A 21,933-nucleotide genomic window follows, 5' to 3' on the forward strand; every position below is an offset into this window, starting at 1 on the left:
TATTTTATATTAAAATTTTGCTTGTACGCCGAACATGATAGTTCTCGCATTAGGATAAGCCCTTGCATCAACCCCTCTACTTAATAAAGGATTTACTGGAGTTCTAAAACCTGGCACACCAGTATTTCTATTAGCTCGTCCGCCATCAGTAGAGGCAACGTCAGGATCATATCCGCTGTATCCAGATATGGTAAATAGATTTTGGATATTAACAGAAAGACGTAATGATTTAAACCAATCAAATCCTCCAACACCATCTCTAAAATTATAACCAACGTCTAAATTACGTAATCTGAAATAAGAACCATCTTCAACAAAGAATGAAGAAGGTGCCTTATTACCTGCCGGATCTGCAATAGACGCTCTTGGTATATTGGTATCTGTATTTGAAGGTGTCCATGAATTCAATACATCGGTCAACTTACCTCCGTCTTGCCATAAAATAGCATAATAACGTCCTACATTATAAATTTCATTACCCTGAACTCCAGTAAAAGCCAATGCGAAGTCAAAATTTTTATAAGCCCCATTCAAATTTATACCGTAAATAAAATCAGGAACAGGGTCACCAATATTAACGATATCGTCTCCATCAATTAACCCATCACCATTTTGATCTACACGAACAAAATCTCCGGTCGTAGGATTAACTTTATCTTCAACAACATAACCGTAATATGCTCCAATTGCTTCTCCTGTAGAAGTACGATTGACAACTCGTAAATCTTCATCAATTGCTGGGCCCAATATTGGATTAGGAATATCGCCTGCTTCGCTTTTCAAAGTAAATGCAATGTTTGCATTAGCGTTAAAAGTAAAATCGCCTGCTGTTTTTCGATATCCGTATTCAAGTTCCAAGCCTTGATTAATTAATGTACCTGCATTTCGGGTAACTGGCAAACTAACACCTGTAGTTGAAGGAACATTAATTGCTACCAAAACATCTTCAATATCTTTAGAAAAATAATCAACTGTTAAGTTCATTTTATTATCAAGGAAGGCCATATCGAGACCTATGTCAAAAGTTTTGGTTGTTTCCCAAACCAAATCAGGGTCTGCCAATGTTGTTTGAGCCAAACCATTGACCAAACCACCGCCAAAAGAGGTATTTGATTGATTAGCTAAAAATACTGCAGAAGTTGGGTAGAATACATCTGGATATGAACCAAGTTCACCGTAAGAAGCTCTTAGCTTGAAGTAATTTATTTTTTCTGAATTCCAAAAATCTTCATCACTTATATTCCATCCAGCAGAAAAAGAAGGGAAATACCCTACTCTGTTCTCTTCAGCGAATCTTGAGGAAGCATCTCTTCTTAAAGTAGCAGAAAGCAAATATTTTCCATCATAACCATAATTGACTCTTCCGAAATAAGATTCTAGACCTGCTATGTTATCAGCACCTATCAAAATGTTATTTTCAGAAGAAGGCAGAGCCCCAACATTTCGAATTAAGTTTGAAGGTGTACCCTGACCAAAAAGACCCCCTATTTGTTGATTCTCTTTAAAAAAAGTATAACCACCTACAATTCCTATTTTGTGCTGATTGAACTCTTTATCATATGATATGGTAGGTTCTACCAAAATATTAACATCATTTTGAGAGACATCAGTCAAATCATTCTCATTGTTCACATTAAATACAGCATCAGTGGCACTCATAAAATAAGTGGGTGTAAATTGAAAAAATCGGGTATTGGTATAATCCAAACCAAAGTTCAAAGATGCTTTTAAACCATCAACTATTTCATAGTCAAGTTTAGCACTTCCATATATGTTTCGTGACGTGATTAAATTGTCTTCTAAAGAAGCTAAACCGTACTGATTGACCCCACCAGGACCATGAATATCTTGATTGGGGGCCTCAAACCCCCCTTCATTGGCACTATTCGTAGTAGCAAGCGTAGGTACTGAAACACCATCCCAACCGAACCAGTTATTTTCTTGAGTTTTACGCTCAGTGATGCCTAAAGACTGAGTCAATGTTAACCTACCAAATTCTGATCTGGTGTTGACCCTGAAATTAATTCTTTTAAATCCTGAGCCAACCAAAATACCTTCTTGACTAAAATAATTTCCTGAAGCAAAATACGAGGTGTTTTCTCCACCACCGCTAACAGAAAATCCAATATCCTGAACAGCACCATTTTTGAGATTTTCATCTTGCCAGTCGGTGTTTACACCATTAAAAGCAACCGTAGTAGCTTCACCATCATTAGCAAACCTTTGGTTTAAGAAGTCAGTATATTGTTGACCGTTGATATAATCTAGCTTTTTACTAGCCGAATCAAAACCAATTCTAGCATCAAAAGTTACCTCAACATCTCTATTCTTTTGACCGTGGTTGGTTTTAACTATAACCACTCCGTTGGCAGCTCTTGAACCATAAATAGCTGAGGCTGAAGCGTCTTTCAAAACCGAAATATTTTGAATATCACGCGCATGAATGTTCTCCATATCATCTACAAACAAGCCATCAACAATAAATAAGGGATCGGCATTACTAAGTGAATTCACACCTCTAATAAAAAAGTTTGAACGCCCCCCGGGTCGCCCCCCCGGCGTTTCAATCTGAACACCTGAGAGTTTACCTTGCAACGCTGCAGAAGGATTACTGGCCACAACGTTTACAATGGCATCTTTTTTAATAGTCGCCACCGAACCTGTAAGTTCTCTTTTGTTTGAAGTACCATAGCCAACAATAACGACCTCATTCAATGCCTCGGCATCAGGTTGTAAAGTGACATTTAAGGTACTTCTTCCTTCAATTGAAATCTCTTGGGTTGCATAACCGATATAACTAAATATCAGTACGCCTTGAGAATCTACATTTGAAATGGAGTAGTTTCCATCAAAATCTGAAGTAACACCATTTGTAGTACCCTTCACTACAATGTTTACCCCAGGTAATGGTCCGTCTGCATCCGAGACAGTACCCGCAACTTGTGTAGCTTGAGCAAATACAACACTACTAAAAAGTGCTATTGCCAAACCCAGAAATTGTTTGAGCGTTTTTTTAGTCATAAGAATTAAAATTTAGTTAATTATTCAAATAAGAAAGTTAGTTATTATAGTAATTTAGGCTATGATAGTCTATGCTACTGTGCAAATATATACTTATTCTTGAAATATCAAAATTTTCTTATCCTAATTTTACGATATTGAAATTATTTTAGATTATAAATGTCAATACCATAAAATCTTTGACAATTGATATAATCCCTAAAGTGAATTTCTTTTAATAAGTGCAGATGGCATAATTACCTTTATATTGCCTCTATCCTTAATGTGGGTAGCAGCCTTTTTTGCCATTTCTTTGAAATCAGTAGATATAGTAGTAATACCTCCAAATATCATTTCCTTTACTACGTGGTCATTGTGCGATAATATACCTATATCTTTTCCTACTTTATATTCACTATTTCTAACGTCTTTCAATACATCCCATAAATAAGTATCACTGACAAAAAAATACAAACGCCCCTTCTTTACAGAACCATTTTTATATTTCTCAACTACAGAACCAGTGATATTATAATCTGTACAAAACCGATTAAAGGCATTCAGTATACCCAACGGATAATCGGCATCATTTCTAAAGAAAAGAACAAACTTTTTATAAAGTTTGATTTTTGGAAGCAATTCAATTAGCTTGGTATAGGTTGATTCTTCAAACTCCTGTGAGATATAAGAATAGGTTGGGTCAAGTTTGATGAACCTATCGATAATCAATAGTTTTGATGATGCTATCAATTCAATAAGTGGTCGCAAACTTTGATTTGGTATAGGTGCAATCACGTACATACCATACTTACCTTGGATATTATGAAAAATACTAGTGAAAATTGTAACATTACTATGATGAAAGAAGACATCAATCTGATACTTTTTACCTAGCTCTTTACGAAAAGAATTATAAAAATCTTCTTGAAAACGCTGAAAAGAAAACATTAATAAAGCTACTTTTGAAACAACCTTAGTTTCGTTACTAATTATAAAGTACCCTTTTAATTTTTTAGATTCTACCAAACCTCTATCTTTCAAATCTTCATAGGCCTTTACAATAGTTTTTCTTGCAAAACCTAATTCTGCAACCATCTGATTAATGGAAGGTAATTTGTCACCTATGTTTAAAACTTTTTCATCTATTGCTTGAATAATGCCTTCAACCAACTGTTCATGTTTTGATAACGTGTTTATTTCTGCTAAATCATTTATTTTATCAAACAATGTCATATGCTATTCTAGTCCTTTTAGAAAGGAGTAATATATAAAAAGAATTCAATATATTGTTTCACTAGCTTGCATACAATAGCGAAATTTCACTAACACTAACACTAATACATGCCAAGGATATTATTTTAATTGAATTGTTTGATAAGATGAAAGTTCATGGCGTGTCAGTAGTACTTAGTAAAATGACAGCATTCAACGATTAATCATGTATAATTAAGAGATGGTTTAAATGTACTCTTTACATTAGGCTTGTTGACCTTCGTTTCATTATTGCAGTTAAACCCCTAATACGTACTTTAAAAAGTTAGACTCTATACAAAATCCGCTTTTTGTTAAGAGTTAAATTCCAATAAAAGAGATTTTTCAGAAACAATCTAAAAGTTCAAGAAAACAACTAATTATCTTTTATAAAGGGAATAGTCCCCAAATCCTTACCCTTAAACTTTGCGCTTGGATTCTGTTTCGATTTTATAGTGTTCGGGAAGATAAGGGTCAGGTAAAATCGAAATAGGGCGCACTTGCTAAGATTTAAAATTAACTTTCATTTTAATTAAGGTATTTCACTTCTATCAATAAGCTACAAAAAGGAACAAATATTATTTAGTAAAAAATACTTTTCAAATTTTAACAAAAAGGCATAAATAATATTTTTTGCAACAAATTTTTTCAGTGTTTACAGGGTCTCCCGCGCTTTTTGTTGCAAATTACTAAAAAAAGAAAAATCGAAATACTTATAATTAATTGATAATCAATTAATTAAAATTCGTAACATCGCTTTAGCGTGTTACCCTCTTGCTTTACATCTTCGTCCTGCAGGCAGGACAAAAAATGTAAACGCTGTCCGTCTTTAAACGATACAAAATTAAAGCAATAAAAATTAATCCCTATTTACCTTTTATATTCAGTTCATATTTTCTTTTTTGAAATAACATATTAAAACAATTAAACTTAAATGTGATGGATTTACTAATGAAATTCATCTTTGCTTAAAGTTGAGGCGAACTACATTCATTTTATTTTTCTTTAAATGGATGGTGTTCAAGATTTTTCAAATGATGCGCTTTGTCCAATCACGATAAGTATCGGAAGAAGGGCAATGGGCGGAGTTTGTGGATGATCTTAACCCAATTCACGGGGTTCTCATTATGCAACCTTTAGTATAAGAAGAATCAAAATCTATACATATCGTTTTTATTATGTAAAGAAAAATCGATTTTCTATACATAAAGAATTATCTTTGTATAGAAAATTAAAAAATCTATACATAGTGTCTCAAGAGAACGGATATAACTTATCGGAGTTACCATTATCCATTGACATGGAAAGTAAAGCTGTATTAAAAAGCTTGCCAGCTGCTCATGCTGCTCTGGCTGAGCTCAAAGGGCTTGCAGCTACAATTCCAAATCAAACAATATTAATCAATACTCTGGGACTACAAGAAGCAAAGGATAGTTCTGCAATAGAGAATATTATTACTACTCATGATGACCTTTACAAATCAGAATTAAATTTAGATGTCTTTAGGTCTCTAGATGCAAAAGAAGTACAGAACTATATTGAGGCATTAAAACATGGATTTGCTTTGACCTCTAAAAAAGGAGTCTTAAACAATAGGGTAATATTGGAAATACAGGAAGTATTGGAAAAAAACAATGCTGGATTTCGCAAATTACCAGGTACTGCACTTAAAAATAGTACAACGGGAAAAACGGTATATACCCCACCTCAAAACTTAACCGATATTCAAAGGCTCATGAAGAACCTTGAGCAATTTATCAATGACAATAATTTAAGTGATTATGACCCAATCGTGAAAATGGCTATCATACACTTTCAGTTTGAGAGCATCCATCCATTTTATGATGGTAATGGTCGGACAGGCAGAATCATGAACATACTTTATCTTATTCTCAACAAATTGCAGACCTTACCAATTCTATATTTAAGTAGCTATATCATTCAACATAAACCAGATTACTATAGGTTGCTTCAAGAAGTAAGAGATAAGAATAATTGGGAGGAATGGTTACTTTTTATGATAAAAGGAGTAGAACAAACATCTAAAGACACCATTAAATTGATTGTGGAAATTAAAAGTTTAATGACTGACTATAAGAACAAATTGAGAACAAACTATAAATTTTACAGTCAAGATTTACTAAATAACTTATTCAAACATCCGTATACAAAAATTGAATTTGTAGTAAATGACCTTTCAGTTTCTAGATTAACCGCAGCTAATTACCTCAATAAGTTAGCTGATGACGGATTACTAGAAAAAAAACGAATAGGGACAGCGAACTACTATATCAATAGACCACTTTTTGATCTATTGACAGAAAGATAAATTATGAGAAAAGGGTATCTATGTTACGTTTTTATTTTTTTATAATACTTAGATTGTAGTATTTACTTCTATTTACATTCAAAAAAGACACCAATATGGAAGTTTCAAATAGAAAGTCACCTATTCGGTGAGCATAAATTTTAGAGCCCTTGAAAAGGCTAATATCTAAGGGTTTTGGAGATAAGGTTCTAGTCTCCCCGGCTCCACAATTCAAATATTCCCTAATTTTAGTTACTCATAATTCGCCATTGTACACCATAATAGACATAGAGACCACCGGTAACGGAATTAAAGGGAATAAAATTACCGAAATTTCTATTTTCAAATTCGATGGCGAAAAGGTAATAGATGAATTTACCAACTTGGTAAATCCACAATGTGAAATACCTTATTTTATTACTGGACTAACAGGTATTGACAACCAAATGGTTGCTAATGCACCCACTTTTAAAGAAATTGCTGATAAAGTTCTTGAAATAACCAAAGACAGTATTTTCATAGCACATTCTGTAAATTTTGATTATGGTGTTATTAAAGAAGAGTTTAGACAAATAGGTGTTGACTTTTCTAGAAAAAAATTATGTACTGTTCGGCTTTCTCGAAAACTCATACCCGGTTTTAATTCTTATAGTTTAGGCAAACTCTGTTCATCACTCTCTATACCATTGACAGACCGACATAGAGCCCGTGGTGATGCACGTGCTACTGTACTATTATTTAAATTACTTTTAAAAAATACTGCGTCGGATAAGGTGATAAAAACGTTTTTAAACGCTCGTAGTCAAGAAGCTACTCTACCACCATTATTGTCCAAATCAACTGTTAATAATTTACCTTCAACACCTGGTGTTTACTACTTCAAAAACAAAAACGGTGAAATCATTTATGTCGGTAAAGCCATTAATATTAAGAAGCGGGTTTTAGGTCACTTTTATGATAAGAGCAATCATGAAATTAAACTTTGTAAAGAAATAGCGGATATTGATTTTGAACTCTCGGGAAGCGAGCTTTTAGCATTGTTAATGGAATCTGCTGCTATTAAAGAACACTATCCAATTTTTAATAGAGCGCAAAAAAAAACTATAAAACAGTATGCCATTTTTAGCTATGAAGACAGACGAGGAATTTTGCATTTAGCTTTTGACTCACTTAAAACCGTTATTAATCCATTAATGGTATTTTACAATCAAACTGATTGTAGAGCTTATCTTGAAAATTTATGTGATGTTTTAGCACTTTGTCCAAAATATTGTCATTTACAAGTTACAAACGGAGCATGTAGCCATTACAAAGCGAAAAGTTGTAATGGAATATGCAAAGGTGAAGAGGCTATTGTAGAATACAATACAAAAGTAATAAAGGCTATTGCTCTGCTCAAGCAACGTGAAGAACGAATTTTGTTAGAACGCAAAGGAAGAACTACTGACGAAAAAGCATTTGTTTTAATGGAAAGTGGAATTTATAAGGGATACGGGTTTATTCAGAACTCAGTTCAAATTAATACTCAGGAGGATTTAGAGGCTCATTTAATTCCTCAGAAAAATACTGTTGAAGCTCTAAGAATAATTCAAAATACAATTCAAAAAAATATAAAGGTTTCTAATTAAAAGTTTTGTATTTTTTACCCTTATTAGTCAACCAACCATGCTTTTAAAGAACGCCAAGACTATACTTGGTTTCAATGATTATCTTTTTGTTTTCGCCGGTGTTTTAATTAACACCCATACGGTCATGGCTATTTATTACACTGGAGCTTTTTTTAAGGTAAAGTTTACGGATTACCTTGTTACATGGTTTGGCGAGTTTTTGTGTATTTTAATTTTATGGTTAGTTATTAGACAATTATACCTGCAGCTACTTAAAAAGTTTAAGGGAATTCAACATATAAAAAAACGACTTTTAATAATACCTACTTTCCTTATTCCTTATTTCTTTATTTGTTTTTGGTATATCAAATTAATTCAGCCTTTTTTTAGATTGGACCATCCTGATTTTACAGATCCGAATGTTGCAGTTCAAATACTAACAGGAGCGGTAATTTTTTTCATAGATATGGGATTCTATGAGGCCTTGCACCTATTTGTTGAACTCAAAAACACTAAAATAGAGGAGGAAATAAGAAAAAAAGAGAGTGTTACTTCACAATTACTAAATCTTAAAAATCAAATTAGCCCTCACTTTTTGTTTAATAGTCTCAATACTTTAGTGCATCTTATTGATGTAGATAAAGAGAAGTCTAAGGAATTTGTTCACAAGCTCGCGAGTATTTATAAAACCACTCTAGAAATTTCTGATCAAAATTTAATTTCCTTAAAAGATGAGCTACGGTATATCAATGACTATACAGATTTGTTGCAAGAACGTTTTGGAGAAAATGTAAATTTCAAAATCGAAATTAATGATTGTGAAAAGGAGAAGAAGCTTATCCCATTATCTTTACAACTGGCAGTTGAGAACGCGGTTAAACATAACATTATCACTACTAAACATCCTTTAAAAATTAATATCCTCACACAAAATGGTTATTTAGTTATAAAGAATAACCTTCAGAAAAAACATAGCAATGGTATTCAATATGGCTTAGGTCTTAAAAATATCAGAAAACGCTATGAACTTTTGAGTAATGAAAGGGTTATAATTGAAAGTGGAAAAGTAGATTTTATTTTAAAATTACCACTCTTAAGCGAGTGACTATTTCTAAGATTAAGTGTCATATTTAAAATCAATATGGTATCTTAACAATAAGTTAGTGGATTTTTTATACAAAATGTCAAGACAATTAAAAATTGCAATTATTGAAGATGAGCCTATTTCTAGAGCTTATTTGAAAAATTTAATAGAACAAACAGGCTTTGAACATCAGATAATTGAAGAACTAGATTCGGTTTCTGATGCTTTAGTGTTTTTTTCTAAAAATCCGGATTTGGACCTAATCTTTATGGATATTCACCTAGGAGATGGTACTTGTTTTGATATACTGAACACAGTCGGTATTGAAAAGCCCATAATTTTTTGTACAACTTTTGACACCTATGCCGTACAGGCATTTAAGTATAACAGTATTGATTACATTTTAAAACCGGCCAAGCTTGATGATATTAAAGACGCACTAAAAAAATACTGGTCTTTTAAGAAATCTGATGAAGATGATTATCTCATTCGTATGGATAAGATGATGGGATCTTTTGTTTCTCCTAATTACAAAAAGCGTTTTCTTATAAGAAAGAATAATAAGCTCATGCTAACTGATGTTAACAACGTAATTTGTTTTTATTCCGAAGGCGGCAATACATTTTTAACCGAAAAATCTGGAACTTCACATGCCGTTGATTTTACTTTAGAAAAGTTAGAAGAATTGTTGGACCCAAATAATTTCTTTAGAATCAATAGGAAAATGATGATTTCAATTGATGAAATTCATTCTGTAGAAGACTATTTCAATAATAGATTAAAAATAAAGCTACAAAACCGAATTGACCTTGATCTTGTGGTAAGCAGAAATAGAGTAAAGCACTTTAAAAATTGGTTAAAGGGGGTTTCGTAAGAACTACTTTTTCATTTTCTTATACATTCGGGCGACAAAGACTAACCACACTAAAAATATTAGTGCTACTACAATGGAATACATGAGAATAAAATCCATTATTTCTTATACTTAAGATAATTCATAAAACCAAGTATGGTTGGTGCCCAGAATGCAATAAATATGGCATCCATCTTTTCTCCACTGAGAAATAAATATTCTGAGACGATGATAATTGATAACACCACTAAGAGCATGATACAATTCATCACTCCTACTCTCTCAATAAAATCTTTAAACATTAAACTATTCGTAATATTATTACTACTAATTTACTTAATATAACGCAGAATTTGTTAATAAAATTGTGATTTTCTTAACGTTTATAAAATGAAGGGAATCAACTGCAGTTTGAAAGAAGCTTCGTTATCTAAATTTTGAAAACCTTCATGTAAATTTTGTTGCTTTACCCTATACGGGTAGAAAGTTATCGGCTCAATACATATCATATTGCCTACCTCGGTCCAACACATAAAATGATCAAATCCTTCAGTTTTTAGAGTAATTGAATGATTGTCCAATAAAGTTATTTCATTGCAGTTTGCAACCTCTAATGCACGACTGCCTACGGCTAAAACCTCATCAAGATTTATACTTTTATCTTTTGTTTTGATGATTGGTTTTGTAGTCTGTAATTTAAAAGCAGGGTGATAGCCTAACATATAAGGCATACCCAATTCACCATCGATTTTAAAACTAATTTCAAGGCCCTCGGAATCAAGCCGGAAAGATTTTTTAAATCGAAAATTATAAGGCCAAGACAACAAAGCCTTATCTGACTTTTTAGGGTATTTCTTATTTTTAATTTTAGTATTGGCTTGATACACTTTTTCAAAAACTGCCGTTAAATCAGTATTCTCAATTAAGCTGTAGGTCATTAATCGTAAATGCCCATGTTGATCTTGAATTGCTTGACCTTTTGGTACTTGTACCATAAAATCAGCTTCATTCACAGGACCAATTATTGGAAACATTTCAGTATCAGCACTACTCCATCCAGGGCTTCCTTTTTGATGTATAAATTCATGTCCATCAACTTGATAACTAATTAATTCACCAGCGTCAATCTTCACAATTTGGTTTCCAAATTCAAGTTTTACCATGATAAATAGATTCTCTTATATTACTTATTGAACTATTTTAGTTAACTCTTCTTATTCAATATAACCCATTTTGTGCATCCAATCGTCATTAAACATTTTACCAACGTAACGGCTTCCATGGTCATGAAAAAGTACTACGACCACGTCATTTTCACCAAACTCTTCTTTAAGCTGTAAAAGCCCCTTAATTGCAGCTCCAGCAGAATTTCCAAGAAACATACCTTCTTCTTTAGCAAGTTTTTGGGTATATATTGCCGCATCTTTATCGGTTACTTTAGTAAAACCATCTATAACTTCAAAGCGGACATTTTTAGGAAGTATATCTTCTCCAATACCTTCAGTTACGTAAGGATAAATCTCGTTCTCATCAAAAATGCCTGTCTCATGATATTTTTTAAATACTGAACCATAGGTGTCAATACCCCAAACTTTTACATTTGGGTTCTTCATTTTTAAATACGAACCTACTCCAGATATGGTACCTCCAGTACCAACACCAACTACAAAATGAGTTATTTTACCCTCTGTTTGTTCCCAAATTTCAGGACCAGTACTTAAAAAATGTGCTTTACAGTTACTTGGATTATCATATTGGTTAACATACCAAGAATTCGGTATTTCAGTAGCCAATCGCTTTGCCGTTGAATAATAACTCCGAGGATCTTCAGGAGCAACATCAGTAGGGCAAACATGCACTTCGCTACCAACAGCTTTCAAAATATCAACCTTTTCTTTGGACTGTTTGTCACTGATAACACAAATCATTTTATAACCCTTAACAACAGCTGCCAGGGCTAAGCCCATTCCAGTATTACCTGAGGTTCCTTCAATGATAGTACCTCCAGGTTTTAATATTCCCAGCTCCTCTGCATCTTCTACCATCTGTAATGCCATACGATCTTTAACCGAGTTTCCAGGATTAAAGGTTTCATATTTAGCTAAGACCAAACAAGGTAGTTCAGTTGTAAGCTTATTTAGCTTTACCAAAGGTGTTTTACCTATGGTTTCTAGTATGTTTTTTGCGTATTCCATATTCAAAAACAAAAATACGGGTTAGGTAATTAGAATCAACTTTAGTTGACTAAATATTCTCAATTCTACTTAATAGACTAATCAAACTTTATCGCTTTGACCGGAGAAATTTTTGCAACAGCATAAGATGGAATTAATAGCATCAATAAACAAAGTACCATTACTCCAAGGTTTAATAGTAAAATATTACCAAAATCTATTTGAACAGGTATGTATTTAATGTAATACTCTTCAGGATTAGGAAAGGTTAAGAATCTGAATTTGTCTTGAAGAAAAATAATGCCAAGACCAATTACATTACCCCAGAAAAGACCAATACCTATAAGGTAAGCCGCATTATATAAAAAAACCTTTCTGATACTCCAATCTTGGGTACCTAAGGCTTTTAAAACTCCAATCATCTGGGTTCTTTCTAAAATCAAAACTAAAAGTGCGGTAATCATATTAATCCCTCCCACAATAATCATAATACCAATGATTAATGCAGTATTAAAATCAAAAAGTTCTAACCATTCGAAAATTTTAAAATACTTACTTTTTATATTCTGGGTATCTAAGTTTGAAGGGGTTTTATTATAAATTTCAACAGTTTTTTCATTTATCTCAGAAAAATCGTCTAGAAAAACTTCAAAATTTCCGAACTCATTCGCCTTCCATTTATTCATGCGCTGAATATGTCGAATGTCGACAAAAATGTACGAGGTATCTAATTCTTCAAATCCGCTCTCATAAATACCAACAATCTTAAATTTTCTATTATTTGGCGTTTTTGTTAAATCTCCATCCTTTAAAAAAACAGCCAAAAAAGAATCCCCTAATTCCAATTGTAATTTTCCTGCTTGAATTTTTGATATTAGAACTTCTTCGTTTAAATCTTCAGAAAAATTGGGCAAGCGCCCTTCAGTTAAGAACTCTTCAAAAAACTGCCAATTGTAATTTTCATTTACCCCTTTAGCAAGTATACCTTCAAAAGTCTCTTCCGTTCGTATTATTCCTGCCTTTACTGCTACCCCTTGTATATGAGAAACACCTTCAATTTTACTTAAATTAGGGTAGAATTCTTTGTTTAACAAAACTGGTTCCACAGAAACGTCTGAAGTGTTGCCATCATAATTTTGAATTTGAATATGACCATTAAAAGCTGCAACCTTTTCCTGAATTTTAAATTGAAGACCCATACTGGTGGCAATCGCAATAAGCATCATTATAATACTGATAGCGATAGCAGCAATGGCTATTTTTATTATCGGAGCAGAAATGCTAATTTTATGTTCCTTCCCTGTAATCAGGCGTTTGGCTATAAAATATTCTAAATTCAAAAGATGCCCTTTTTCTTAAAGTTCAAAAGTACTATTTTATGTTTAAGCATTTGTTTTTTGGCTTGTGGACAAAAACAAAAATCTAGTACAAACGAATCTAATTCTATTTCCACTGAAGTTTCTAAAAAAGATATTCTGGTAGGAGCTAATCAAACTCAAGAATATTTACCAATTATAACAAACAAAAAAATTGGTATTGTAGCCAATCAAACCAGTGTTATTTTCAAAAAGGAAGGTTATACACATTTAGTTGATTCCTTACTCTCGCTTCAAATACAAATTAAAAAAGTTTTTTCGCCAGAACATGGTTTCCGAGGCAAGGTTGACGCAGGTGAAAAAGTAAAAGATGGAATTGATACTCAGACAGGTTTACAAATAACTTCTCTTTATGGCAAAAACAGAAAACCAACTCAAAACCAATTAAAGGGGCTTGATTTAATAATTTTTGATATTCAAGATGTTGGGGTTCGTTTTTACACTTACATCGCTACCTTACAGTATGTTATGGAATCCTGTGCTGAAGCTGAAATTCCAATTGTTGTTTTAGATAGGCCTAACCCTAACGGACATTATGTTGACGGCCCGACTATGAGGGTTGAACATACTAACTTTTTAGGTTTGCAAACTATTCCACTGGTATACGGAATGACTATTGGAGAATATGCAACCATGATCAATGAAGAGAATTGGTTAGCGAATGAAACAAAAGCCGAATTGAAGGTAATTACCTTAGCCAACTATTCACACGAATCCGATTATTCAATTCCTATTAGACCTTCACCTAACTTACCAAATGATCAATCTATTAATCTTTACCCAAGTCTAGGGCTTTTTGAAGGCACAAATATTAACGCAGGTCGGGGAACAGAGTTTCAATTTCAGCGTTACGGAGCTTCTTTTCTAGACAGCACAGCTTTTAGATTTACGTTTACACCACAGCCTAATTTTGGTTCTAAATATCCAAAAGAAAAAGGCCTCAACTGTTTTGGAGAAGATTTATCTGCTTATCAAAAAATGGACTCTATCTCATTGCAATGGATTATTAAAGCCTATAATAATTGTAATGAAAAGGATAAGTTTTTTAATACTAGTGGATTTACAAAACATGCTGGAACAGAAAAACTACAAGCACAAATAGAGGCGGGACTTTCTGAAATGGAAATAAAAGCTAGTTGGCAAACAGATTTGGAGCGTTTTAAACTAATCCGCTCTAAATATCTTATCTATTAGCCTTGTATTGCATGATTACAAGACCAGCACTGGCAATTGTACCAGCAATACCTATAAAATATTTACATTCAAGAATCAAAAGAATACCAGCTAAACATCCTAAAATACCTAAAAGTAAGCCCAGTTTAAATACTTTCTTCCTTTGCGATGTCATAAACTAATGATTAGAGTTCTCCAGTGGTTGGTTTTCTATACTTATGAAAAGGCTGCTTTAACAAACCAATAATGCTACTATTCTCTTTTTCATTAGGAAAAGTATCTACTCCGTAGGTTATTTTATCTGGGTCCAATTCCATAAAGGTTCCGAATATTCGATCCCAAATTGAAAAAATATTACCGTAATTGGAATCTGTATATGGCAACACATAATGATGATGAACTTTATGCATATCTGGTGAAACTACAAGCCAACTAATCATCTTATCCACTTTACGTGGTAATCTGATGTTTGCGTGATTAAATTGAGACAACACGACCGATAGACTTTGATATAACATAATAATACCAATGGGCGCACCAACAATAAAAACCCCAATAAGTGTAAATGAATATCGAATTAAACTCTCTAGTGGATGATGCCTATTAGCAGTAGTAGTATCAACATTATGGTCTGAATGATGCACTAAATGAACCATCCAAAGCGGTTTTACCTTATGTTCAACTAAATGTGCAGTATAGGCTCCTATTAGATCTAAAAGCATTACACCAAGGGTTACATAAAGCCATAAAGGCATTTCAGGCAGCCAGTTAATAATTCCGAACTGATTATCGACGGTCCAATCTGATGTTTTAAGAAGCAAAAAGGCCAATGGAAAATTTATTATGATAGTGGTCAGTGTAAAGAAAAAATTAGGCAAAGCATGTCGCCATTTCTTATACCTCACACTAAAAAGAGGAACAATACCCTCTAGTATCCAAAAAAAAGTAATCCCACCGACTAAAATTAGACTTCTATGAAGTGGAGGAATATTTTCAAAATAATTAATTATTTGTTCCATGAGGTTAAAATACAAATTCAAAATCTAAGTTCAAATAACTAAATGAAGTTGATACGGGAGAACAGCAAAAACATAAACCAATTTACCTTAAAGGAATTCGTTTTTTCATTGCTTCAACAATATTGTATGCCGCAGGACAAATAGCTATATTTTTTAGGGTCAGTTGACTAATTTGTTGGAACTTCTTTCTATCGGTATGCGGAAATTCTCTACACGCCTTTGGCCTAACATCATAAATACTACAATAATTATCTGATCCTAAAAAAGAACATGGCACTTGTTGCAAGACATAATCGTTGTCTTCATCTACTTTTAAAAAAGACTCTATAAATTTCTGTGGTTTCATCCTAAAATGCTTAGAAATTCTTTCTATATCTGCATTTGTAAATAAAGGCCCTGTAGTTTTGCAACAATTAGCACATTCTAAACAATCAGTTTGGTTAAACTCTTGTTCATGCAACTCTTGCATTATGTAATCTAAATTTTTTGGAGCCTTTCGTTTTAATCTTGTGAAAAACTTCTTGTTTTCTTGAAGCTTTTCAGAAGCTTTTTGTGGCAATTCGTTTATTTGCTCTTGCATAGACTACAAACCTAAAAAATATTGTTTCATTTTTGTAACGCAATTAAATTCTATGGATGATATTATTGGGATTGCCCTTTTAGATTATCAAAATGGGCGTTATTCAGAAGATATTAAAACCTTCTCCTCTTTTGACGAAGAAGATACCATACCAATGCCTTACTTATTCCGGCCTTTTATGGCGATGCCAAAATTAGAGCAAATAGCTTTGAAAAAATGTTCTGGTAAAGTTCTTGATATTGGTTGTGGGTCAGGAAGTCATAGCCTTTATTTACAAGAAAATGGTTTTGTAGTAACAGGTTTAGACAAGTCTTCCGGAGCCATAAAAGTATGCCAACAAAGAGGACTTATCAACACGGTTTGCAGTCCGATATTAGAATATTCTGGCTCACAATTTGATACGCTTCTACTTTTAATGAATGGTATTGGTATTGCTGGTTCTTTAGATCAATTAGGCAACCTTTTAAATCATTTTAAATCTTTATTAAAACCTAATGGGCAAATTCTTTTAGATTCTAGCAACATCATTTATATGTTTGAACAAGATGAAGATGGTGGCTATTGGGTTCCAGATAACAACAACTATTATGGTGAGGTAGTATTTCAAATGGGTTATAAAGGGCTAAAAGGAAAATCATTTAAATGGTTATATCTTGATTTTGACACTCTACAGAAATATGCCAATATTCATGGTTTTCATTGTAAACTTGTAAGTGATGGAGAACATTTCGACTATTTAGCTAAACTTACCTTAACACCATAATAGATCAATAGATTAGAACGTTTAACTTTCAAAAGCTTGCGCTATGAGAAAAAGAGGTATTTATTTTTTGACAATTCTTAGTTTGATTTTTGCGGCATGTAGCTCAAATGAAAGTGATCCTGCAGAAACTAATGATGACGAACCACCACAAGTGGTTGATAAATCTCAAAATCTATTAAGCACTGGTGCCTCGGCCAATGATATTCTTTCTAATTCAAATTTTGATCGGTTATTAATTGAAGCCACCTATGCACCTGGTTTTAGACCTACCGATGAAGCAATGTCTAATTTTCAAGATTATCTAAGGACTCATACGTTTAAAACGAATATTGAAGTTACTTACAGAGAGTTAGATGCTACAGGTGAAGAAACTTTGACCCTCAATGAAATTGATGATTTAGAACAAGAAAATAGAACGGCATATAACGACGGAACTACATTGGCTATTTATATCTTTTTTGCTGATGCTCCTTCGGAAGGGGATGATTTAGATGAGGGACTAGTTACATTAGGTGCGGTTTATCGAAATACATCAATGGTGATTTTTGAGAGTACCGTAAAAACTCTTGCCGGACGAAGTCTTCTTATTACAACCGAGGATGTTGAGACTGCAACATTAAACCATGAGTTTGGCCACTTATTCGGATTGGTAAATCTAGGAACCGTTCCTATTAATAATCATGAAGACCCTGAGGCTGAAAATCATTGTAATGTTGACCCTTGTTTAATGCGAGCCCAATTAGAATTTGGTCCAGCTAACAAAGCAATTGCAGTATCTCATTCAAAAATACATTCGTCTTGTTCTTTGAATGGGAATTTTTTGATTGAACAAATGGAATTTCAAGTTTCGAGAGGAAACGCAGCTACTCCTGAATTAGATTCGGAATGCCGCTTAGACCTCGAGAATAATGGTGGAAGACCCAGCATTGATAGCTAAGGAATATTTAAGTATTTATGTGTTTGCAATGACACCTTCCATTTTGGATGCTGCATGACATAATCCACGATTAAAGGCGTTACTTTTTCTCGTACACTCCATTCAGGCTGAAGGTATAATATACAAGAGTCATTAATTTTTGAAGCCTGTTCCTCAGCAAAAATTAAATCATGTTTGTTATAAACAATAACTTTCAGTTCATGTGCTTTATCGTATATATCACCAACCGGAAGTTTATTCTTTTTAGGCGATAAACAAATCCAATCCCATATACCAGTTAAGGGATACGCTCCTGAGGTTTCAATATGTATATTCAGATCTTGGTTCTTGAGTGCTTTTGTTAAAGGACCCATATCCCAAGTAAGAGGCTCTCCGCCTGTAATTACTATAGTATCTGAAGATTTGGTAGCATTTACTACAATTTGCTCAATTTCAGTAGGAGGATGCGTTTCAGCATTCCAACTCTCTTTTACATCACACCAGTGACAACCAACATCACAACCACCTATGCGCACAAAATAAGCCGCAGTTCCTTTGTGAAAACCTTCGCCTTGTATTGTATAAAATTCTTCCATCAAAGGAAGCATCTTACCCTTGTCCACTAAATGCATGACATCTTGTAAAACCATTTTGCAAAGATAATATTAACTAATTCGAAATTTTATATTTATTGCTTTAAAGTAAAGTGCCCATTTCTACTTTCTAATAGGCCGTCAGTGGTAATAAGTTCTAAAACATACCAATAGTCCGAGGGTGGCAAAGAACGTCCATTATAAAATCCACTCCATCCACCTTCAATAGCATTTTCTTGTGCTAAAAGCTTTCCGTAACGGTCATAAATAAAAAGGTTACCACTTTGGTAAAAATCATCGGTAATACCTAAAACCTTCATTTCATCATTAACTGAATCATTATTAGGGGTAAAAAACTTTGGAACTCCAACAATACCTACCTCTATTTCGTCACTTCCGCAGCCTTTTAAATCAACAGCATACAAAGTGTGTAAACCAGGCTCTACATTGGCAAAAGTCATTTCTAACTGATATGGACCGAAAGGATTGTCTAATGAAAACTCATAAAGACCAAGACCTAATTGACCCATATCATTGGTAATTGTTATGGTTTGTTCATCACTATTTACAATTAGGTATTCAGATAACAAAGATGGTGGACTCGATTCAAGAACTGTAAAAAACAAAACCTCGGAACTACAATCATTTATACTCGTTGCAATTACAGTATAGTTACCCTCAATAGAAAGGTTTATTTCAGGTTCATTACCCACAACCTCATCAGATGAATTGAACCACGTGTAGTCATAATCAGCCTGAGGATTTATGGGTGAAACTAGTATGGAGGAATTGGTGCAAAAATTATACTCATTTTGAAGTTGAAAAATAGGTCGTTCAAAAACCGTCAGCAAAAGATGTTCCCCTATACCAAAACAAGTTCCACTGGCCTCATCATCTACCCGAACAAAAAGAGTTTCAGAATAAGGCTGTAGGTTCTGATAAATAGCAGTGTTTTCTATTTGATTTTGTTGTAAAGTGGCTTCTTCGTTAGTTCTAAAAAAAGAAAGTGTCAAATTCTGTTGTGCAGGAAACTGAGCTAATAAGGATTGTTCAGCATTGATTAAATTAAATTCGGCAATCCCGTCGGCTTCATTAGTATCACAAACTTGCAATTCAAACAAAAAATCATCTGAAAATGAAGTAGTAGACACCTCTAAAAATAAGCTCCCAACTTCATAACAGTATTCACCAAAACCTTCTATTCTAAAAAAAATTTCATTAGCAATACTATTATTAAATAAAGTAGCTGATTGCACATTTTCATTGGCTTCAGCTTCTGCCTCAGTCAAATGAAACGTGAATGTATAATCACCAAAATCAGGGTTAATTAATTCCAAATATTGCGTCAAATCAAAATTTGTAAATCCATCGGCAATTCCATCTTCGTCACAATTGGTAATTGTTATTCCATTGTTTATTGCCGGAACTAACTTTACCACGGCTTCCACAGCTATTCTTTGTCCTGTAAAACACCCAGCTTCAGAGGCCAAAACATAAAAGGTTTGGTTTTGAACTAAAAATGGGGTTTCAAAAATTTCACCTGTACCAATAGGCATTCCTCCTGTTTCATTCTCAAACCATAACAAATCACCAGTTGATGCTAAAGCTTCTAAACTCGCAATTCCTGGGCCACATATTTCATCTGAAAATGTTTCCAGCACTTGAGGTGTAGTTATTTTTGTGCTCGCCGAAAGATTTAAAACCGGATCACCTGGCAAACCTCCATACTCAACAACATAACCTTTAGGTTGATAATCTCCACTGGTTTCTCCTGTCAATCTTAAATCATTCCATGAGCCCGGTATACCAACCCCTGGTGCTGTTATATGAGCGTAATCTTCCCCAACTCCGTTTTCTCCGCCTACATTATTAGGTTCTTGATTATTCCAAAATGCAAAATTTGGACTTGTTCCATTGATACCTCCATTCCAAAAAACTTCTCCCGTCTCAGGACCAGTCTCCCATCGCCAAACTCCTTCTTGTTGTGAATCTGACCCACCAATCCATCCTGTTCCCGCCGCCTGTTCTCCAGATAATTGTGCCTCGGCCTGTGAAGTAATAGTCACCAAATAACCTTGTAAGCCAAAAAAAGTGCGATTTGCAGCAGCATCCCTAGCATCATCCCAAGGAATGCCTATAAAAGGAACATATTCATAATAATGATCAGTCTCTGGTAAATAATTAGCACTACCAACCGTCAATGAGAAGAACTTTTCTGCAGTTGGGTTGTTTGAAGTGCTTTCAAAAACCACATTTTGAATTGCAGGTATTAAATCGGTATACAACATAGGAGCTCCAGAGACACCCCTGAAAGTGAGCTTTCCTTCAATGTTGTTCCATGTTGTTTCTATTCCATTATTAACACCAATTAACCTTAATATATCATTCCCACGTTGATAACCCTGAGATATTTGAATAGCAAATTCATCAATTTCCGTATCATCTACATCAACAATATCAAAAGCAGTAACCACAGGAATAGCAGAACCTGGACAATAAAATTGGTCACCTTCAGCAGTTACTACTGGTGCTATATTATCTTGTGCAATGGTCAGGTTCATAAATAAAAACAATACAAAACCATTGAACTTCATCGAAGTCAAAAAATTAAAATTTCGTAATTGATTTACTACTTTTTCCATAGTGTCCACTGCCCAAAAGATCGCTAAACTAAATTATCTGAACAAGTTTGATAGATAAGCTGAATGAAAAATCGGTCCTTTCTTATTTTTTATTTAACCGCTACTACCTCTATTTCAATCTTTGCACCCGCCGCAAGCCCAGCAGCTGCAAAAGTTGTTCGGGCTGGTTTTTTAGTAAAATATTTTATATATACTTCATTAAAGGCCTTAAAGTCATTAATATCACTTAAAATAACTGTACACTTCACCACATTATCCAAACCTAGACCGTGATATCTTAAAACTCCATCAATGTTTTTAATAACCTGTTCTGTTTCGCCTTGAATTCCACCCTTGGCAAGTTTACCAATAGATCTATCCATACCAATTTGTCCAGCTAAAAAGAATAAATTCCCAGCTTGTACCGCTTCACTAAATGGTGCAGAAGCTCTAGCGGGATTCTCGGGTTTATGAAAAATTATTCTTGTTTCTGATTGTGAAAAAACACTTGTAACAAAAATTAAAGCGACAATTACGAGAAAGGGTTTGGTTTTTAAAATCATTTTCTTCTATTTTTTTTCTAATGTCTTGAATCTTTTGTCTTCTGCCAAATTA

General features: G+C 33.6%; 18 protein-coding genes. 7 read left to right on the forward strand and 11 right to left on the reverse strand.

Annotated elements, in window-relative coordinates:
• Window positions 1–9: 9 nt before the first annotated feature.
• Both RM520_RS11845 and RM520_RS11850 read right to left on the reverse strand, forming a co-directional pair.
• Window positions 10–3,021: a SusC/RagA family TonB-linked outer membrane protein gene (locus RM520_RS11845; RefSeq protein ID WP_311388162.1), complete on the reverse strand. Its 3,012-nt coding sequence runs from the start codon at window positions 3,019–3,021 to the stop codon at window positions 10–12.
• Between the two features lie 198 nt (window positions 3,022–3,219).
• Entirely contained in the window at window positions 3,220–4,233 is a 1,014-nt protein-coding gene (locus tag RM520_RS11850) for a GntR family transcriptional regulator (RefSeq protein ID WP_311388163.1), read from the reverse strand.
• A gap of 1,318 nt (window positions 4,234–5,551) precedes the next feature.
• Here RM520_RS11850 and RM520_RS11855 point away from each other — a divergent pair.
• The 4 genes from RM520_RS11855 to RM520_RS11870 all read left to right on the forward strand — a co-directional run bounded on the left by RM520_RS11855 (window position 5,552) and on the right by RM520_RS11870 (window position 10,124).
• On the forward strand, window positions 5,552–6,580 hold the full coding sequence (locus RM520_RS11855) for a Fic family protein (RefSeq protein ID WP_432264899.1): 1,029 nt from the start codon (window positions 5,552–5,554) through the stop codon (window positions 6,578–6,580).
• A gap of 248 nt (window positions 6,581–6,828) precedes the next feature.
• Window positions 6,829–8,187: an exonuclease domain-containing protein gene (locus RM520_RS11860; RefSeq protein ID WP_311388283.1), complete on the forward strand. Its 1,359-nt coding sequence runs from the start codon at window positions 6,829–6,831 to the stop codon at window positions 8,185–8,187.
• A 37-nt stretch (window positions 8,188–8,224) separates the two neighbouring features.
• A complete protein-coding gene (locus tag RM520_RS11865; RefSeq protein ID WP_311388165.1) occupies window positions 8,225–9,271 on the forward strand; it encodes a sensor histidine kinase in 1,047 nt (348 codons plus the stop codon).
• Window positions 9,272–9,347: 76 nt separating this feature from the next.
• On the forward strand, window positions 9,348–10,124 hold the full coding sequence (locus tag RM520_RS11870; protein ID WP_311388166.1) for a LytR/AlgR family response regulator transcription factor: 777 nt from the start codon (window positions 9,348–9,350) through the stop codon (window positions 10,122–10,124).
• 362 nt (window positions 10,125–10,486) lie between these two features.
• Here RM520_RS11870 and RM520_RS11875 read toward each other — a convergent pair whose 3' ends face one another.
• The 3 genes from RM520_RS11875 to RM520_RS11885 all read right to left on the reverse strand — a co-directional run bounded on the left by RM520_RS11875 (window position 10,487) and on the right by RM520_RS11885 (window position 13,617).
• Window positions 10,487–11,266 (reverse strand): aldose epimerase family protein, encoded by a 780-nt coding sequence (locus RM520_RS11875; protein WP_311385898.1) that lies wholly within the window; start codon window positions 11,264–11,266, stop codon window positions 10,487–10,489.
• A gap of 51 nt (window positions 11,267–11,317) precedes the next feature.
• Window positions 11,318–12,298, reverse strand: a complete 981-nt coding sequence (locus RM520_RS11880; protein ID WP_311388167.1) for a PLP-dependent cysteine synthase family protein — start codon at window positions 12,296–12,298, stop codon at window positions 11,318–11,320.
• Window positions 12,299–12,375: 77 nt separating this feature from the next.
• Complete coding sequence (locus RM520_RS11885; protein ID WP_311388168.1) at window positions 12,376–13,617, reverse strand: ABC transporter permease; 1,242 nt, start codon at window positions 13,615–13,617, stop codon at window positions 12,376–12,378.
• A 3-nt stretch (window positions 13,618–13,620) separates the two neighbouring features.
• Here RM520_RS11885 and RM520_RS11890 point away from each other — a divergent pair, with 3 nt between their 5' ends.
• The gene (locus RM520_RS11890; protein WP_311388169.1) at window positions 13,621–14,847 is read left to right on the forward strand and encodes an exo-beta-N-acetylmuramidase NamZ family protein; all 1,227 of its coding nucleotides are present in this window, start codon (window positions 13,621–13,623) and stop codon (window positions 14,845–14,847) included.
• Here the strand turns inward: RM520_RS11890 and RM520_RS11895 are convergent.
• From RM520_RS11895 to RM520_RS11905, 3 genes are all read right to left on the reverse strand, one after another.
• Window positions 14,837–15,001, reverse strand: a complete 165-nt coding sequence (locus RM520_RS11895; protein WP_311388170.1) for a hypothetical protein — start codon at window positions 14,999–15,001, stop codon at window positions 14,837–14,839. The genes RM520_RS11890 and RM520_RS11895 overlap by 11 nt on opposite strands.
• Before the next feature lie 10 nt (window positions 15,002–15,011).
• Window positions 15,012–15,845, reverse strand: a complete 834-nt coding sequence (locus RM520_RS11900; RefSeq protein WP_311388171.1) for a sterol desaturase family protein — start codon at window positions 15,843–15,845, stop codon at window positions 15,012–15,014.
• Between the two features lie 82 nt (window positions 15,846–15,927).
• Window positions 15,928–16,425 (reverse strand): YkgJ family cysteine cluster protein, encoded by a 498-nt coding sequence (locus RM520_RS11905; protein WP_311388172.1) that lies wholly within the window; start codon window positions 16,423–16,425, stop codon window positions 15,928–15,930.
• Window positions 16,426–16,477: 52 nt separating this feature from the next.
• Here RM520_RS11905 and RM520_RS11910 point away from each other — a divergent pair, with 52 nt between their 5' ends.
• The gene (locus tag RM520_RS11910) at window positions 16,478–17,188 is read left to right on the forward strand and encodes a class I SAM-dependent methyltransferase (protein ID WP_311388173.1); all 711 of its coding nucleotides are present in this window, start codon (window positions 16,478–16,480) and stop codon (window positions 17,186–17,188) included.
• Window positions 17,189–17,231: 43 nt separating this feature from the next.
• Window positions 17,232–18,125 (forward strand): hypothetical protein, encoded by an 894-nt coding sequence (locus tag RM520_RS11915; RefSeq protein WP_311388174.1) that lies wholly within the window; start codon window positions 17,232–17,234, stop codon window positions 18,123–18,125.
• Here the strand turns inward: RM520_RS11915 and RM520_RS11920 are convergent.
• The 3 genes from RM520_RS11920 to RM520_RS11930 all read right to left on the reverse strand — a co-directional run bounded on the left by RM520_RS11920 (window position 18,122) and on the right by RM520_RS11930 (window position 21,881).
• On the reverse strand, window positions 18,122–18,754 hold the full coding sequence (locus RM520_RS11920) for a 7-carboxy-7-deazaguanine synthase QueE (protein ID WP_311385907.1): 633 nt from the start codon (window positions 18,752–18,754) through the stop codon (window positions 18,122–18,124). The genes RM520_RS11915 and RM520_RS11920 overlap by 4 nt on opposite strands.
• 38 nt (window positions 18,755–18,792) lie before the next feature.
• Complete coding sequence (locus tag RM520_RS11925; RefSeq protein ID WP_311388175.1) at window positions 18,793–21,339, reverse strand: T9SS type B sorting domain-containing protein; 2,547 nt, start codon at window positions 21,337–21,339, stop codon at window positions 18,793–18,795.
• An 89-nt stretch (window positions 21,340–21,428) separates the two neighbouring features.
• The gene (locus RM520_RS11930) at window positions 21,429–21,881 is read right to left on the reverse strand and encodes a Rid family detoxifying hydrolase (protein ID WP_311388176.1); all 453 of its coding nucleotides are present in this window, start codon (window positions 21,879–21,881) and stop codon (window positions 21,429–21,431) included.
• Window positions 21,882–21,933 lie beyond the last annotated feature (52 nt).

It is taken from the genome of Croceitalea vernalis (genome assembly GCF_031846405.1).
Classification (GTDB): domain Bacteria; phylum Bacteroidota; class Bacteroidia; order Flavobacteriales; family Flavobacteriaceae; genus Croceitalea; species Croceitalea vernalis.